The following is a 17,253-nucleotide window of genomic DNA, read 5'->3' as shown; positions in this document are numbered from 1 at the left end:
GCAAAACAAAAGTTCAAAGATCGGGAGCCAAACGTGTGATCGCCTCAGCGATGCGACAAGAATTCGAATCGGAACAATGCACGAATACCACCTTTTGCGCCGATGGCCTTCGGCGCGACGTGCAGACCACGTTCGGTCAGTGCAGCGTCGATGCCACCACGGGTGCCTGTGGCGGTTGGCACTGTGAGTCGCTGCCCGGTTGCAGATACGGCGTGAGAATCGGCGCCATGCCTTTGAGTACCTGCGTGGGCAGAGCCGAGGTGAACTTGAAGTTCTCCGCCGAGCGCCCCGGGACGAACGCGGTGAGGGTGCCGAAATGGTGGTCGCCGATGTAGAACACAAAGGTCGCCGTGCGGTTGATCGACTTCGAACTGATGATCCGCCCGCCAGACCCGATCGCCGCAATGCGGTTGTCGCCGGTGCCGGTCTTGCCGCCCATGGCCAGCGGTGTGCCGTCGGGCAGTTTGAAACTGCCGGACAGCCGTTTGGCGGTACCGGCGTCGACCACTTGCGACAGCGCCTCGCGCATGGCCCGGGCCACTTCCACCGGCATCACCCGTTTGCCCACGTGCGGGTCGTTGATCAGCCTGGTTTCATACGGCGTATCGGCAGCAAAGTGCAGGCTGTCGATGCGCAGCGTCGGCATGCGCACGCCGTCATTGAGGATGGTGCCGATCAGCTCGGCGAGCGCGGCGGGACGGTCGCCGGAACTGCCAATGGCCGTGGCCAGTGACGGCACCAGGTGATCGAACGGGTAGCCGACTTTCTGCCAGCGCTGATGAATGTCGAGGAACGCTTCGATCTCGAGCATGGTGCGAATGCGGCTGTCGCGCGCGCCTTTGTGCCGGCTCTTGAACAGCCAGCTGTAGACTTCCTGGCGCTCAAAATGGCTGGCCTTGACGATCTCGCTGAAGGTCGCTTCCGGGTGATGCAGCAGGTAACCCATCATCCACAGGTCCAGCGGATGCACCTTGGCGATGAAGCCTTGGTCAGGCAAATCGTAACTGCCGGGGCCATAGGAGTCGTAGAGGCGGATCAGACGGTCGTCGGTGAGTTTTTCGTTGAGCTTGGCGCCTTTGAGGTGCGAGCGCACGAAGCGGTTGAAGTCTTCCTGACTGGCCTCCGGCAGCAGATAGCGATGCACCGCCGCCATGCGAATCGGCGTCGGGCGGATGCTGTCGAGGAAGGTTTCCAGGCGCGCCTGGGTGTCCTTGTTCTTGTACTTCTTCCAGAACTTGAGCAGGAACGAGGTGCCTTCGCGGTCGGCGAAACTGGCCAGGTATTCCTGACGGCGCGGATCGCGATCATCCTTGAGCAATTCGCCGTTGGGGCCTGAGTAGGTGGTGTAGCGGACGATGTCGCGCATCAGGCGAATGAACGGCAGGTTGATCGACTCGCGCAGCGAATCGCGCAGGGTCGGCAGGCGACCGTTGTCCTCTTTGCGGAAGTTGTTGAATCTGTGCAGCCCACCGCCGGTAAAAAACGCCTCGCCGGGGCTGGCCGAGTATTTGCGATCCAGCGCGGCGCCGAGCAGCTTCGACAGGTCGTGATCCTTGTTCTGGATCAGGTAGTCGATGACCCAGCGGCTGAGGCGGTCCTGATCGGGCACTTCGACTTTTTTCAATTCTGCCACGCCCATCGCGCCGTATTTGTCGTGCAGCTCGGCGACGATTTGCAGGTACGTGGTCAGCACACGCATTTTCGCCGTCGAGCCGAGTTCAAGCTTGCTGCCTTCGTTGATGTCGAACGGCTGATCAGTGCTGTCGGTCTGCACGCGCACCCGCGAGCCGTCCGGGGTCAGTTCGAACAGGGTGAAGCTGTAGCGCACTTGCGTGGTGCTGGTCGGCGTCAGCAGGCGTTCGCCGAGCAGGCCGATTTCGGCAGCGTAGGCCGGATCGGCGAGTTTTTTCAGATAAGCCGTGGCCTGCGTTTGCAGGTCGCCCTGCAGGGTGCTGGTGGCCGACAGGTCGAGGCGATCAAGGTCGTACAGCGGCCGGTTGAGCATGCTCGCCAGGCGGCTGCGGGCAACACTTATGCCCTTGTTGGTTTCAATCGGCTGCATCGTTGGCTGGGTCTGCCAGTCGCGATACGACACGGTGCTCGCCAGCGCAGCGTCAGCGAGGGCGCTGTCGATCACGCCGTTCTGCTTGAGCAGGCGCAGGTGGCTGTCGGTGAGGCTGGCCAATTCGTCGCGACCCTTGGTCAGGTAATGCGAAGGGCGGCGCTGGGCGATCATCAGCGAGAGCATTTCACGCAAGGCCAGGCCTTTGGCGGCCATGGTCTGCGGGTCGGTCTTCGGGCTGTTCAGTTGCTCGTTGGCCTTGTTGAAATCACTGCCGTACCAGACCCGCAAACCTTCGGCCATGCCGTGCACTTCACCGTGGCCGGGTACTGCCGAGAGCGGCACGCTGTTGAGGTAGTCGCGCACGATGTTCTGCCGCGAACCGAGGGTCTCTGGGCCATCCTGATAGGCGCGCACGCTGGCGGAAATCATCTGGCGGATCTTCTCCGCGCCCGACACGGTCAGGCCATCGGGTGAGTGGCGATACTTCTCCAGTTGCGTTGCCAGGGTGCTGCCGCCGGCCGATTGCCCGGGCAGGTGCAGCAACTTCGCCACTTGCGACCACGCGGCCATGCCGAAGCGCGGCCAGTCCACCGCCGGGTTGGCCAGCGGCTGTTTCGGGTCGAGGAGAAAGCGGTTTTCGATGAACAGCAGGCTGCTGACCACCACCGGCGGAATCGCCGCGAAGTCGGCATACAGTTGCTGCGGATAGTTGTATCGATACAGCGGCGCGCCTCGGCAGTCGGTGATCGACAACCCGGCCTGGATCTTTTCCGAGTACGGCACGAACAGGCCTTTGTCGGTGTAACCGAGCAGGGCGGGGGAGAAGCGCGTTTGCTCGGTGATCACGTAATTGCGCTTGAGCAGGCGCGGGAGGAATTCGTCCAGAGAGCTGTAACCCAGGCGCAGATCGAAAGGGCCGTTGCCCGGATAACGAATCGCTTCGCTGGGACCGGGTTCCAGTTTGTAGGTCAGCGAAGCGGCGTACTGGCTCAGCTCCCGCGCCTGAAAGCGCGAAGTGCGCATTTCCTTGGACGCGGCGAGTCCCACCACCACCGCAATGATCAAAAACAGCAACCAGAAAGCCTTCCACCCGTGCCGCTGACGACGGGGTTTTTCAGGGACAGGCGCTTCATTCACACGTTCAGTCTGAACCACGGTTTTACTCGAATCGGTTTGCCACAAAGCGCCCATAGTCGACTGATCCATTCACGCAGATTGATCGGACTTGTCTGAAGCTTAGACGGTGGTTGGAGCCGGTGAAGAAAATGTGCAGAGCGGTGGAGACGGCTTGTCTGAATAAAACTGAAACGAACACTGTGGCGAGGGGATTCATCCCCGTCGGGCTGCAAAGCAGCCCCAAAACCTGCCGCCACGGTTTTTACAGGCACACGGCATGTGAGCAAGTTGCGCCTGCTACGCAGCCGAGCGGGGATAAATCCCCTCGCCACAAAAAGGCTGTTCACATGCCGGGATGTTGTCAGTGTGAGGGATTCAGGCGGCTAGCCGATTTATCAGTCATGCGGGGACTCCCTGTGGCGAGGGGATTCATCCCCGTTGGGCTGCAAAGCAGCCCCAAAACCTGCCAGCACGGTTTCTACAGGCACACCGAGTCTGAGGAAGTTGCGACTGCTGCGCAGCCGAGCGGGGATAAATCCCCTCGCCACAAGGATGCTGTTCACATCCCCATGATGTGTCTGTGCGAGCGATGGACTCCCTGTGGCTAGCAGATTTGTCAGTCTTGCAGGGACTCCCTGTGGCGAGGGGATTTATCCCCGCTGGGCTGCAAAGCAGCCCCAAAACCTGCCCGCACGGTTTCTACAGGCACACCGCATGTGAGCAAGTTGCGCCTGCTACGCAGCCGAGCGGGGATAAATCCCCTCGCCACAAGGATGCTGTTCACATCCTCATGATGTGTCTGTGCGAGCGATGGACTCCCTGTGGCTAGCCGATTTATCAGTCTTGCAGGGACTCCCTGTGGCGAGGGGATTCATCCCCGTTGGGCTGCGAAGCAGCCCCAAAACCTGCCAGCACGGTTTCTACAGGCACACCGAGTCTGAGCAAGTTGCGCCTGCTACGCAGCCGAGCGGGGATAAATCCCCTCGCCACAAGGATGCTGTTCACATCCTCATGATGTGTCTGTGTGGGCATGGATTCAGTTGGCTAGCCGATTTATCAGTCATGCGGGGACTCCCTGTGGCGAGGGGATTTATCCCCGCTGGGCTGCGAAGCAACCCCAAAACCTGCCAGCACGGTTTCTACAGGCGCACCGCATGTGAGCAAGTTGCGCCTGCTACGCAGCCGAGCGGGGATAAATCCCCTCGCCACAAGGATGCTGTTCACATCCTCATGATGTGTCTGTGCGAGCAATGGATTCCCTGTGGCTAGCAGATTTATCAGTCATGCGAGGACTCCCTGTGGCGAGGGGATTTATCCCCGCTGGGCTGCAAAGCAGCCCCAAAACCTGCCAGCACGGTTTCTACAGGCGCACCGCATGTGAGCAAGTTGCGACTGCTGCGCAGCCGAGCGGGGATAAATCCCCTCGCCACAAAAAGGCTGCTCACATCCCCATGATGTGTCTGTGCGAGCGATGGACTCCCTGTGGCTAGCAGATCTATCAGTCTTGCAGGGACTCCCTGTGGCGAGGGGATTTATCCCCGTTGGGCTGCGAAGCAGCCCCAAAACCTGCCAGCACGGTTTCTACAGGCGCACCGCATGTGAGCAAGTTGCGCCTGCTACGCAGCCGAGCGGGGATAAATCCCCTCGCCACAAGGATGCTGTTCACATCCTCATGATGTGTCTGTGCGAGCAATGGATTCCCTGTGGCTAGCAGATTTATCAGTCATGCGGGGACTCCCTGTGGCGAGGGGATTTATCCCCGCTGGGCTGCAAAGCAGCCCCAAAACCTGCCAGCACGGTTTCTACAGGCACACCGCATGTGAGCAAGTTGCGCCTGCTACGCAGCCGAGCGGGGATAAATCCCCTCGCCACAAGGATGCTGTTCACATCCTCATGATGTGTCTGTGCGAGCAATGGATTCCCTGTGGCTAGCAGATTTATCAGTCATGCGAGGACTCCCTGTGGCGAGGGGATTTATCCCCGCTGGGCTGCAAAGCAGCCCCAAAACCTGCCAGCACGGTTTCTACAGGCGCACCGCATGTGAGCAAGTTGCGACTGCTGCGCAGCCGAGCGGGGATAAATCCCCTCGCCACAATAGATCCACTTATTCCAGAGAGCTGTTGCGCTCAGAGCCAGCAGGCATCCCAAAGCGGGTAATCACCGAGGTTATCGACCAGCCCGGCTCGCAAGGGATTATTGATGATATAGCGGGCGATGGGCTCCAGGTCCTCGCCGTCACGGATCGCTCGGTCATGGTAGCCGGTTTGCCACAGCGGTCCGTGACGTCCGGTTTTTCTGTTAACCGCATGCGTACAGCGAGCCTTTACACCGCCAATGACTTCACCAAGTGAGCCGCGTTGCAATTGCATCAGCCAATGAAAGTGGTCAGGCATGACAACCCAGGCGATGGACTGCGCGACTCCTTGCTCATGAGCCCGGCGCAGTTCTGCAACCAGTAACCGGCCGGTCTGCCAATCTGCAAATACAGGCTGGCGTTCGTGGATGACAGAGGTGATGAAGTAGGCACGACCGTTTTCCGAGAAACGACCTTGGCGCAAACGGTGGGAATTGGGACGAACTGGCATGTGAGCTTCCTTGCATATGCTCCTGACTTTTTCAAAGGTTAGTGGTTGGCCGCCCCGGTCGGCGCTGCAACTGTTGAGCGAAATTTCTGAATCCGCCGGGCGATTTATCCGTGATCAAGCGCGAGGGGAGACATCGCGCGGTGAATCAAATGCACCGGGGCTGGAACATGACGCTGCACCATGTCTGTGCAATACTTCGCGGCTTTTTCAGTGGCGACTTTTCCTACGTAATGCAGGTAATGCCTCTCCGCAGAACCCACTATTGCCGAGAGTTGTCGCTGAATGTTGTGACTTTTAGAGTGAAAAATCCTGCCCTGAGCTTTTTATACTGCACGCCCCGCTGATCTTTCAGGCCTGCCCTGCAAGACGCGTCTGCCCACGAAGCCGACGCGGTTTCCTGCCCAGCCAAGGCCTATCGGCCGATGCTTCGAAACCCGGTGGTCATATCCAATAACAAGACGAGGTTGTACCCCTATGCCAGTTGGCAATCCTCTGCCGCACGGCGACACCGCTTCGGGCGGTCCGCTCAAACGAGAACTCGGCGAACGGCATATCCGCCTGATGGCGCTCGGTGCCTGTATCGGCGTCGGCCTGTTTCTCGGCTCGGCCAAAGCCATCCAGATGGCCGGTCCGGCGATCATGCTTTCCTACATCCTTGGCGGTCTGGCGATCCTGGTGATCATGCGCGCCCTCGGTGAAATGGCCGTGCATAACCCGGTGGCCGGTTCGTTCAGCCGCTACGCGCAGGACTATCTCGGTCCGCTGGCAGGCTTTCTCACCGGTTGGAATTACTGGTTTCTGTGGCTGGTGACCTGCGTCGCAGAAATCACTGCGGTGGCGGTGTACATGGGTATCTGGTTCCCGGATGTGCCGCGTTGGATCTGGGCCCTGGCGGCGTTGATCAGCATGGGCTCGATCAACCTGATCGCGGTGAAAGCCTTCGGCGAGTTCGAATTCTGGTTCGCTCTGATCAAGATTGTCACCATCATTGCCATGGTCATCGGCGGCGTCGGCATCATCGCCTTCGGTTTCGGCAATGACGGCGTGGCGCTGGGCATTTCCAACTTGTGGGCCCACGGCGGTTTCATGCCCAACGGCGTGACCGGTGTGCTGATGTCGCTGCAGATGGTCATGTTCGCCTACCTCGGTGTCGAGATGATCGGCCTGACCGCCGGTGAAGCTAAGAACCCGCAAAAGACCATTCCTGACGCGATCGGCTCGGTGTTCTGGCGGATTCTGCTGTTCTACGTCGGTGCGCTGTTCGTGATTCTGTCGATTTACCCGTGGAACGAAATCGGCACCCAGGGCAGCCCGTTCGTGATGACCTTCGAGCGGCTGGGCATCAAGACCGCCGCCGGTATCATCAACTTCGTGGTGATTACTGCGGCGCTGTCGTCGTGCAACGGCGGCATCTTCAGCACCGGGCGCATGCTCTACAGCCTGGCGCAGAACGGCCAGGCCCCGGCCGGTTTCGCCAAGACCTCGAACAACGGCGTGCCACGCCGCGCGTTGTTGCTGTCGATTGCGGTGTTGCTGTTGGGTGTAGTGCTTAACTATCTGGTGCCGGAAAAAGTCTTCGTCTGGGTCACCTCGATTGCCACCTTCGGTGCGATCTGGACCTGGGTGATGATCCTTCTCGCCCAGCTGAAATTCCGCCAAGGCCTGAGCGCCAGCGAACGTGCCGGCCTCAAGTACAAGATGTGGCTGTACCCGGTCAGTTCGTACTTCGCCCTGGCGTTTCTGGTACTGGTGGTCGGCCTGATGGCGTACTTCCCCGACACCCGCGTGGCACTGTATGTCGGGCCGGCGTTTCTGGTGTTGCTGACGGTGTTGTTTTACGTGTTCAAGTTGCAGCCGACGCAAGTGTCGCAAGGTTCGGTGCGTTCGGTTTCTTGAACCGTAAGTGCGTAAACAACGAAGCCCTGATCGAGAGATTGGGGCTTTTGGTTTTATGGGCACGGCGATTAACGGTGAACGCATTGAAATCGCACGCGATGAGCAATTGACACGTGAGTACGACAAGATGACCGCTGGTCGGATACAGCCCTCGACCTGTAATTTCTGACAGTAGACCGTTTTCAAGCTCCGGCCTAGCTTGGAGGTCCGTCCTCTGGAAACGGCTGGCAACCACCATGAAAGGATTCTCTGCAACTACCGTTATCGGACTGGCCGATGCGCTCATCCATTGGCAAATATTTTTCGTGCTTTGTCAGGCGGCCGCCCTGAGTCAGGCGGCCAGCAACTTTGCGGCGTTCTGCGTAGCTGCTGCGCTCTCTTTCTATCTGAACATGCTTTATATCTTTGAAAGGGAAACGCCGGTATTTCCCTATCTGATGTTCATCGGCCTGATGGGCGGCGTCAGTTTTGGCGTGGGTGTCATCGGGGACGTCTGGCGCTTGTCGGGGCTTGTGACGGTCGCTTCGTTTTCGCTGGTGAATATTGTTTTAGGGTACTGCGTTTTCCGCTTTGTCCTTTTTCGAGGGCGACGGGCATGAACGTCTCTCCGCCTGACGTACTGCCGATGTCAGCGTCCTGCGCTGCTTCAATGCCCTTCGTAGTTGATCTGGACGGTACCCTCGTCAAATCTGATCTGCTGTTCGAATGCGTGATGTCCTTTGTCCGCAGCAAACCATTGCACTGCCTGAAACTCTTTCCCTGGCTCTGGCACGGCAAGGCTTATCTGAAAGATCGACTGGCAATGACATCGGACGTCGATCTCGCGACTTTGCCCTATGATCCCGACGTACTCCGGATGATCGAGGAACAGCGCAACGCCGGTCGGAAAATTGTTCTCGCCACAGCCAGTCATTACACATTGGCAGTGCGGATCGCCGAGCATCTGCAGGTGTTTGATGACGTTCTGGGTTCAACCCTCGAGCAGAACCTTTCGGGAACGAACAAACGTGATGCGCTGGTGGCGTTATATGGGGAGAAAAGTTTCGATTACATCGGCAATTCGCTGGACGATCTGCCGATCTGGCGGTCGGCCAGGCAAGCTTATATCGTCAATCCGCTAGCGGGCGTCCAACGTGCCGCCCGGCATCTGGATAACGTAGTCCAGGTGGTTCACTCTCGCGTTACGTATTTCAGAAGTTTGTACAAAGCCTTGCGCATTCATCAATGGATGAAGAATGTGCTGATTTTCGTTCCCCTGCTTGCAGCGCATCAAGTGGCCAACCCGCTGCTATTGGGGCGCGGCTTGCTGGCCTTCATGCTTTTCGGCTTGTGTGCATCCAGCGTCTATCTTCTGAACGACTTGCTCGACCTGAACGATGATCGCAGGCACCCGAGCAAACGCAATCGACCCTTCGCCAATGGTTCGTTATCCATCCAGTCCGGTCTGCTGATTTTCCCCCTGCTGTTGTCAGTGTCGTTCATCGGCGCGTGGTTGTGGCTGCCTCACCCATTCATTGCCGTGCTGGCCTGCTATTACGGCCTGACGCTGGTGTATTCGCTGTTGCTCAAGAGGTTGATGGCGCTGGATGTCATCGCTTTGGCGCTGCTTTACACCTTGCGCATCATTGCCGGTGGCGCCGCTTTCGGGCTCGACCTGACGGGGTGGATGCTGGCTTTTTCCATGTTCATGTTTTTGAGCCTCGCGCTGGTCAAGCGCTATGCCGAGCTGTTGCTGGCGCTGCACGGCGGCATCACCGGTAAGACCGGCGGCCGCGACTACTTTCCTGCGGACCTGGCAATGCTCTCCTCTTTGGGGGCCGCATCCGGTTATCTCGCTGTCCTGGTGCTGGCGCTTTACATCCATGACAGCGCAACTACCGAGTTGTATGCATATCCCCGATGGCTCTGGTTTGCCTGCCCATTGATGCTGTTCTGGATCACTCGTATCTGGCTGCTGACGCATCGCGGCCGCATGAATGAGGATCCGGTGGTTTTCGCACTGCGTGATCGCTTGAGTCTGGTGATGGGAACAGTGTTCTGTCTGATTTTCTGGGTGGCGGCATGATGGCCTCGCTGGCTTCCTGGGGAAACTATCCCTATGCCCCGCAGAGTGGTCGTCCCTGCCACTGGCAAGCGGATATCGGACCGCAGTGGCAGCAGTTGATCGAATCACACGGGACAACTTTGCCGTTTGGCAATGGGCGCAGCTATGGCGATAGCTGCATGGCCGCAAGCGATCATGTGCTGCAATTACGTCCCCTGAACCGCTTCATCGAAGCCGACTGGGAAAAGGGTGAGATCTGCGCTGAGGCCGGCGTGACACTGGGCGAGATTTTACAACTCGCCATTCCCCGTGGCTGGTTTTTGCCCGTCACACCCGGTACGCGGCATGTAACGCTGGGTGGGGCGGTGGCCAATGACGTCCACGGGAAAAATCACCATCGCTGCGGCACGTTTGCCCATTCGCTGGTGTGTTTCGGGCTGCACCGTTCCATGCAATCGCCGATGGTGTGCTCGGCGACGCTAAACCCACAGTGGTTTGCCGCCACCATCGGCGGGCTCGGCCTGACGGGCGTGATTACCTGGGTGCGCATTCGTCTGCGCAAAATCCAGTCCAGCCTGATCGACAGCACACGGGTGCGTTTTGACTGTCTGGATGACTTTTTTGCCCTGTCGGTCGACATGGATGCGCGGCATGAATACAGCGTCGCGTGGATCGATTGCCTGGCCAAGGGCAATGCGCTAGGGCGCGGATGCTTCACGGCTGGGGATCATTGCGAGGCGGGGCCCCTTGAGGTCGCTGCACCACGTTCTCTGTCTGTCCCGATCCGCCCTCCGGTATCGCTGATCAATTCGCTCACCTTGAAACTGTTCAACGATCACTACTGGAAACGGCAGCCAACGAACGGACAACATCAAAAGGTTGCCTACAGCTCGTTCTTCTATCCGTTGGACCGTATCGAAAACTGGAATCGCATCTACGGACGCAGAGGTTTCCAGCAATTTCAGTGCGTATTGCCGGCCTCGGTTGCAGCCGTGGCACTGGCCGAATTACTCAAGTCGATTGCGCGTAGCGGCAGTGGCTCCTTCCTCGCGGTGCTCAAGCGTTGTGGCGACATTCCTTCGCCGGGATGGCTTTCCTTTCCTATGCCCGGTACTTCATTGGCGCTGGACTTTCCACAGAACAATGAACTGACGAGAAAACTTCTGTCGCGTCTCGATGCCATCGTCCGTGAAGCCGGGGGGCGCTTGTATCCAGCCAAGGACGCTCACATGAGCGGCAGCGATTTTCGCCAGGCCTATCCCGCCTGGGAGCAGTTGGAAGCGATGCGCGATCCGACCCTGATGTCCCGTTTCTGGCAGCGAGTCACTCGATGAAAAAAATACTGATTGTGGGCGCCACCTCGGCGATTGCCTGCGCTTGCGCACGATTGTGGGCGGCTGATCGCAGCGAATTGTTCCTGGTCGGCAGGGATGCGCAAAAACTCCAGCAAACCAGCGTCGATCTTCAGGCTCGAGGTGCCAGAGCCGTGACCACGTACGTCATGGACGCCAGTGATATCGCCGCACATCCGGTCATGTACGAGAAATGCCTGGCGACGTTGCAGACGGTGGATATCTGTCTGATTGCCTATGGCTCGCTGCCAGATCAGTACGCGTGCGAACAACACGTTGAACAGGCTATGGAGCAGTTCGCCAATAACGGCAGTTCAATGATCGCGCTGTTGACGCTGTTGGCAAATCGCATGGTTGTCCAGCAGCACGGCACGCTGGCGGTCATTTCCTCGGTGGCCGGGGATCGAGGACGACCTTCCAATTACCTGTACGGCGCGGCAAAGGCGGCGGTTTCCACGTTCTGCGAAGGCTTGCGGGTACGCTTGTTCAAAGCGGGTGTGCATGTGATCACGATAAAGCCTGGGTTAGTCGACACGCCCATGACGCGAGGGTTGGCGCTGCCCTCCGTGCTTGTAGCGCAACCGGATACGGTTGCCCGGCGAATAGTCAGAGGGATCAATCGACAGGTGGCGGTGCTGTATGTGCCCGGCTTTTGGGCGGTGATCATGTGGCTGATTCGGGTGATGCCGCAGCCGCTGTTCAAGAGGCTGAACCTGTGAATCAGACACTGAGGTTATCCGGGTGGCGTTACCGCGTTTTGATTGGCTCGGTGATTTGCTCCGCCCTCGCTTATCTCGCTGTTTCCCTGTGGGGTGGGTGGTCGGCGGTGAGCGCGGCGGTCAGTCGAGTGGGTTGGTGGCAGTGCGGGCAAATCGTCTGCGTGGTTTTGCTTGGATACGGTCTGCGTTTTTTGCGTTGGCAGGGTTATCTGTCTGCCTTGGGTCACCGGTTGCCTTGGCGGCCGAGCTTGAACATCTACCTGGCCGGATTCGCCCTGACGACGACTCCCGGCAAGGCCGGGGAGGCGTTGCGCGGTGTTTTGCTCAAACGTTTGGAGGTGCCTTACGCACAGAGCTTTGCCGCGCTGTTCAGTGAGCGGCTTGCGGACCTGCTGGCGATGGTGGGCCTGGCATTGTTCGGCTTGAGCGCGCATCCGGAATGGTTGTCGATGATCATTGCCAGTTTCGTCCTCTTGGTATGCGGTACATCGATGATGTTTTCGCCAAGCCTTGTCAGCGCGATTGATCGTCGCACTGAGCAACGGCACGACAGATTCTCGCGGTTGCTGGGGCATGCCGTTCAGGTATTGCGTCAGTCGCGCCGCTGTCATTCCCCTCGTCGCTTCATGGGCGCAACGCTATTGAGCCTGCTGGCCTGGGGGCTTGAAGCATTGGCGTTTTACTGGATTTTGCAGGCGATGGGCGCGGACGTGGGCCTAACGTTGGCGATCTTTATTTATGCGGTGGCCATGTTGGCGGGGGCTCTGAGTTTCATGCCGGGCGGTTTGGGCAGTGCCGAAGCAGCGATGCTAGCGCTGCTGGTTTCAGGCGGAGTCGGGTTGGCAGATGCGATCGCGGCGACGGTTTTGTTACGGCTGGTAACGTTGTGGTTGGCGGTCGGGGTGGGAATGCTTGCACTTTTATGGAAGAGGTCGGTAGCCGGTTTTGATCATGGCTGAGTAACTACTGAGGAGATGACAATGGACACTGCGTCGCGAAAGTACAAATTGGCAATGTACCTGTGTCTGATTGGCGCAATTGGATTTGGCCTGTATGTAAGGTTGCGCAACATCGATGCTACTGGCCTGTGGCTGGATGAGGCCTTCAGTGTATCGGTAAGCGATCCGCAAAATGGATTCTTTGACGTGTATCGAACTACATTGAGTGACGTTCATCCTCCCTTTTATCAGATTTTACTGTGGACTTATTATCAGGCTGTCGGGTTTGGCGAACACACAGGGCGGTATCTCTCTGCGGTAATCGGCGTGCTGTTGATTCCCTCTGTATTCCTCCTCGGGCGCAAATTGTTTGATGAACAAGTAGGTCTCATCGTTGCGTGGTTGGCAGCGGTCAATAGTTTCTTGGTTCAGTATTCGCAAGAGACTCGCTCTTATGCGCTTCTGTCGTTGCTTACCGTTTTGTCTTTTGTGATCTTCTTGCGCTGCTTAAGTCGAGGCAGAGGGCAGGATTTTTTTTGCTATTGGCTGACTTCCGCCGCGCTGATAAATACTCATTACTTCGGTTATCTGCCGGTCTTTGCTCAAGTGCTTGTGTTGCTTCACATGATCTTGCGCAGCGAGGTCCACAGCCAAGTTATATACAGGTTCATTTGCGCCGGATTTTTTGCCGCATTAACCGTAATTCCTGGTTTATCGTACGCTGAGAGTAGCTTTTCACGGGATTTCTGGATTCAACCACCCGAAACTGTTTTTTTCTTCAAGGTTTTCCTGTTGTATTTCGGAGATACGTTTCTGGCCGCTTTGCTCGCTGTAATTTTAATTTCAGGGCTGGCGTCGATGGCTCAAAATCCTGAAAGCGCAATTGCTTGCAGGCTGATTGTGTTCTGGGGGGTAGTAGGAATTGTGGTGCCCTATGTCTGTTCTGTTTACTTACGCCCGGTGACAACTCAACGCAATTTTATTTTTCTTCTGCCCGCCGTATTGCTGGTGGCTGCGTACGCAGTTGGCAATATAAGAGATGTGCCAGTAAAAGTGTTAATGCTGGTGGTATTGATGACATTTTCTGCTACGCCTTTATTCAGGGATATCAGTTATCTGAGGGATCCTGAAAATCCGTACTCACGCGAGACGCACATGAGAGATATCGTCATCTCTGTAATGAATAAGTCAAACGTGTTGCCAATCTATTCGCTTGATGCGATTCAGTTTGGTGTCTATTTCAAGTTGCTGGGATCTCCGCTGCTTGTTAGTAATTTAGAGAAGCTGAAAACTGATTTGTCGTTGCCCAGTCACCCGAAAGAATTTTATGTTCTGGAGACGAACTATGGTCCTGGTTTTGCTCAGGGAATCAAAAATCTAGAAAGGTACGAAGCAAAAATTATCGATAAGGAAGAAATAGGTCATGTGCGATTATTCAAGATCCGTACATTTGAACCATGATCGGTAGCGGTGGGCATTCCGAATGGAAATGCACACCTTTGAGCAGTTACGCAGCGACGACCTCGCTCGGCTCAAAACTATCCGCCCGCGCCATCTGCCACATCCGCGAATAGAACTCGCCATTCACTTCACCGGTGAGCAATTCCCCCGGTTTCAAAAACACGTGCAACTGCGAGAACAGTTTGATCTCGGTCGCCGACATGCGTCGTACCAGATGCTTGGCCGACAGTTGCGAGGGATGCTCAAGGCCTGCTGCAGCGAGCATTTCCGCCAGTGCTTTGAGCGTGCTGCGATGGAAGTTGTAGACGCGCTGGGCTTTGTCCGGTACCACCAGAGCGCGTTGGCGCAAGGCGTCCTGGGTGGCAACGCCGGTCGGGCATTTGTTGGTGTGGCACGACTGCGACTGGATGCAGCCGATGGCGAACATGAAGCCGCGCGCGGAGTTGGCCCAGTCAGCGCCGATGGCCAGCACGCTGGCGATGTCGAAGGCGCTGACGATCTTGCCGCTGGCGCCGAGTTTGATCTTGTCGCGCAGGTTCAGGCCGACCAGCGTGTTGTGCACGAACAGCAGGCCTTCGCGCATCGGCACGCCGATGTGGTCGGTGAATTCGACAGGGGCTGCGCCAGTGCCGCCTTCCTTGCCATCGACGACGATGAAGTCCGGAAGAATGCCGGTTTCCAGCATGGCCTTGGCAATGCCCATGAATTCCCACGGATGGCCGAGGCAGAATTTGAAGCCCACCGGTTTGCCACCGGACAATTCGCGCAGTTGCTGGATGAACTGCATCATCTCGATCGGCGTTGAAAACGCACTGTGGCGCGACGGCGAGACGCAGTCCTCGCCCATCAGGATGCCGCGTGTTTCCGCAATCTCCCTGGTGACCTTGTGCTTGGGCAAGATCCCGCCATGGCCGGGTTTGGCGCCCTGGCTCATCTTGATTTCGATCATGCGCACTTGCGGATTCTGCGCCTGCACGGCGAAGCGCTCAGGGTCGAAACGGCCGTCGCTGGTGCGGCAGCCGAAATAGCCGCTGCCCAGCTCCCAGGTCAGATCACCACCATGTTCGCGGTGATACGGGCTGATGCTGCCTTCGCCTGTGTCGTGGGCGAAGTTGCCGAGTTTCGCGCCCTGGTTCAAGGCGCGGATGGCGTTGGCGCTGAGCGAGCCGAAGCTCATTGCCGAGATATTGAAGATCGACGCCGAGTACGGCTGCGTGCACTGCGGACCGCCGACAATGACGCGGAAACCGTTCGGGTCACTCAACGGCGCCGGGCGCATCGAATGGCCGATGAATTCGAAGCCGGACTGGTAGACGTCGATCAGCGTGCCGAACGGTTTGTCGGCAGTTTCGTTTTTCGCTCGCGAGTACACCAGCGAACGCTGCGCGCGGGAGAAGGGCAGGGCATCGCTGTCGGACTCGAGCAGGTACTGGCGAATCTCCGGGCGGATGCCTTCGACCAGATAACGGATGTTGCCCAGAATCGGATAATTGCGGCGCACTGCATGGCGCGTCTGCAACAGGTCGAACACGCCGAGCAGGCTCAGCACAGCGGTGGCGGCGGTGATCGGCCACAGCCAGTCATGTTCGAGAAAGGGCAGGCTGGCGAGGGTGAAAATCACGCAGACGGCAAAGAAGGCGTAGCGGCTCAGCAGCGACAGGCTCATACGGTTTCCTTGGTTCGGATTGTTTGTGGCTGGCAGGCATATTGCGCCAACGACGGAACCGTGAACAGGCAGACTTCCCTCTCCTCGCCTACATCGGAGCCGTCTCGCTTACGATGCCAGTTGACTTGGCTGTTGACCGCGAGAAGCAGCCATGCAGCAATACTGGTGGGCAAACTTGTGGCATTGACGAACGCCTTCGCGAGCAAGCTCGCACAAGGAATTGCAGTGAAAGGTGGAAGCTAACTTGCACGCGAAATCGACGATTACCTTTTTGTTTATGCCGCGACCGATTCCTGAGGCGTTTGCCGTTTCTGGTCATGTTTGTGCTTGGCCCTGGCCATATCGTTGATGCAGTAATTGATGTGATAGAAGGTGAACAGGACTGAATACAAGCGGTTCATTCGCGGTTCGAAGTTGTGTTTGGTCAGCGTGTAGGCGCGCAAGGCTCTGCGAACTCGAAAGCACCAAGCAATGGCGATGAGCTGGGCAATGACCGTCATCGCATACCCCGTGGCTATGAACCGCGGATCAGACACGGTGAAAAAGATCCCTCCGATACCACAGAGCGCCAGATAAACGACCAGACCGGTCTGGCTCAGTGTCTTGATTTGAGTGACCTCCTCAACCACGGTTGTTGTTTTGTGCAGCCATACAACCGAGTAGAGCCCCATGGTGACTACGGTCAGGAGAATGAAATGGAGCGTCTTGAGATTGTTCTTTTCCTTGAGCGTCGAAATGTCAGACATGCAGCGTTTTCCCTCTTAGGCGATGTAGCGAATGGCTGCCGGGCAGCGATGAATAACGCTACCAAATTCGCGAGTGGGAAATTTCCGAGCCTTTGGGCGGACTTGTCGTCAGAGTCAGGCTGATCACTGATGCTCCTTGTAGGGATCTTCTGATGACGCAGGCGCGTCGGGCGTGGGATCCTGCGATCTTTTCGCACAAGGCATTTTTCGACTCATGACGCCGACATCCGCCGTTTCGCCCTGCATCATCCATATCGCCGCCGCGCTGTTGCTCAACGCCCAAGGCCAGACTCTGCTGGTGCGCAAGCGCGGCACCACGGCCTTCATGCAACCGGGTGGCAAGATTGAGGCCCACGAGTTGCCAGTACACGCATTGGCCCGTGAACTGGAAGAAGAACTCGGGCTGCAGATCGACCCGGCGCAAGCGATTTTCCTCAACAGTTTTTCCGCCCCCGCCGCCAACGAGCCGGGCTTCATCGTCCATGCGGAAATCTTTCAACTGACCGTCGATAGCGACGTCTGCCCGGCGGCGGAAATCGAAGAGGTGATCTGGGTCGATCCGGCCACTGATCCGGCGCTCGAGCTGGCGCCATTGACACGCGAACACATCCTGCCGTTTTATCGCCGTTCACTGACTGCACTCGCCTGATCATTCCCGCAAAGGA

General features: G+C 57.7%; 12 protein-coding genes. 8 read left to right on the top strand and 4 right to left on the bottom strand.

The window, feature by feature from the left end:
- Positions 1–136: 136 nt before the first annotated feature.
- Together AB4N41_RS03240 and AB4N41_RS03235 are read right to left on the bottom strand one after the other, a co-directional pair.
- The gene (locus AB4N41_RS03240; protein WP_460138335.1) at positions 137–3,256 is read right to left on the bottom strand and encodes a biosynthetic peptidoglycan transglycosylase; all 3,120 of its coding nucleotides are present in this window, start codon (positions 3,254–3,256) and stop codon (positions 137–139) included.
- Between the two features lie 2,051 nt (positions 3,257–5,307).
- A complete protein-coding gene (locus tag AB4N41_RS03235; protein ID WP_460138334.1) occupies positions 5,308–5,766 on the bottom strand; it encodes an REP-associated tyrosine transposase in 459 nt (152 codons plus the stop codon).
- A 474-nt stretch (positions 5,767–6,240) separates the two neighbouring features.
- On the opposite strand from AB4N41_RS03235, the gene AB4N41_RS03230 reads away from it, so the two are divergent.
- The 7 genes from AB4N41_RS03230 to AB4N41_RS03200 all read left to right on the top strand — a co-directional run bounded on the left by AB4N41_RS03230 (position 6,241) and on the right by AB4N41_RS03200 (position 14,176).
- On the top strand, positions 6,241–7,662 hold the full coding sequence (locus AB4N41_RS03230; protein ID WP_071173458.1) for an amino acid permease: 1,422 nt from the start codon (positions 6,241–6,243) through the stop codon (positions 7,660–7,662).
- A gap of 236 nt (positions 7,663–7,898) precedes the next feature.
- A complete protein-coding gene (locus AB4N41_RS03225) occupies positions 7,899–8,261 on the top strand; it encodes a GtrA family protein (RefSeq protein WP_160768412.1) in 363 nt (120 codons plus the stop codon).
- Entirely contained in the window at positions 8,258–9,727 is a 1,470-nt protein-coding gene (locus AB4N41_RS03220) for a UbiA family prenyltransferase (RefSeq protein ID WP_224787300.1), read from the top strand. The genes AB4N41_RS03225 and AB4N41_RS03220 overlap by 4 nt, the downstream gene beginning before the upstream one ends.
- Positions 9,724–11,040 (top strand): FAD-binding oxidoreductase, encoded by a 1,317-nt coding sequence (locus AB4N41_RS03215; RefSeq protein ID WP_056790079.1) that lies wholly within the window; start codon positions 9,724–9,726, stop codon positions 11,038–11,040. The genes AB4N41_RS03220 and AB4N41_RS03215 overlap by 4 nt, the downstream gene beginning before the upstream one ends.
- Positions 11,037–11,777 (top strand): SDR family oxidoreductase, encoded by a 741-nt coding sequence (locus AB4N41_RS03210; RefSeq protein ID WP_150638615.1) that lies wholly within the window; start codon positions 11,037–11,039, stop codon positions 11,775–11,777. Before AB4N41_RS03215 ends, AB4N41_RS03210 begins: the two co-directional genes overlap by 4 nt.
- Positions 11,774–12,736: a lysylphosphatidylglycerol synthase transmembrane domain-containing protein gene (locus AB4N41_RS03205; protein ID WP_095181738.1), complete on the top strand. Its 963-nt coding sequence runs from the start codon at positions 11,774–11,776 to the stop codon at positions 12,734–12,736. Before AB4N41_RS03210 ends, AB4N41_RS03205 begins: the two co-directional genes overlap by 4 nt.
- Positions 12,737–12,757: 21 nt before the next feature.
- Positions 12,758–14,176 carry a glycosyltransferase family 39 protein gene (locus tag AB4N41_RS03200; protein ID WP_056790075.1) on the top strand — a complete coding sequence of 473 codons (1,419 nt, stop codon included), beginning with the start codon at positions 12,758–12,760 and terminating at the stop codon, positions 14,174–14,176.
- A 46-nt stretch (positions 14,177–14,222) separates the two neighbouring features.
- On the opposite strand, the gene AB4N41_RS03195 is transcribed toward AB4N41_RS03200, so the two are convergent.
- Together AB4N41_RS03195 and AB4N41_RS03190 are read right to left on the bottom strand one after the other, a co-directional pair.
- The gene (locus AB4N41_RS03195; RefSeq protein ID WP_252876838.1) at positions 14,223–15,842 is read right to left on the bottom strand and encodes an FMN-binding glutamate synthase family protein; all 1,620 of its coding nucleotides are present in this window, start codon (positions 15,840–15,842) and stop codon (positions 14,223–14,225) included.
- A gap of 275 nt (positions 15,843–16,117) precedes the next feature.
- Positions 16,118–16,588 (bottom strand): DUF4234 domain-containing protein, encoded by a 471-nt coding sequence (locus AB4N41_RS03190; RefSeq protein ID WP_056790069.1) that lies wholly within the window; start codon positions 16,586–16,588, stop codon positions 16,118–16,120.
- Between the two features lie 214 nt (positions 16,589–16,802).
- Here AB4N41_RS03190 and AB4N41_RS03185 point away from each other — a divergent pair, with 214 nt between their 5' ends.
- The gene (locus tag AB4N41_RS03185) at positions 16,803–17,237 is read left to right on the top strand and encodes an NUDIX hydrolase (RefSeq protein WP_305381463.1); all 435 of its coding nucleotides are present in this window, start codon (positions 16,803–16,805) and stop codon (positions 17,235–17,237) included.
- Positions 17,238–17,253 lie beyond the last annotated feature (16 nt).

The organism is Pseudomonas sp. S2_A10, from assembly GCF_054668465.1.
The sequence above is the reverse complement of the archived record's forward strand: the minus strand, read 5'-3'. Positions and strand labels throughout refer to the sequence as shown.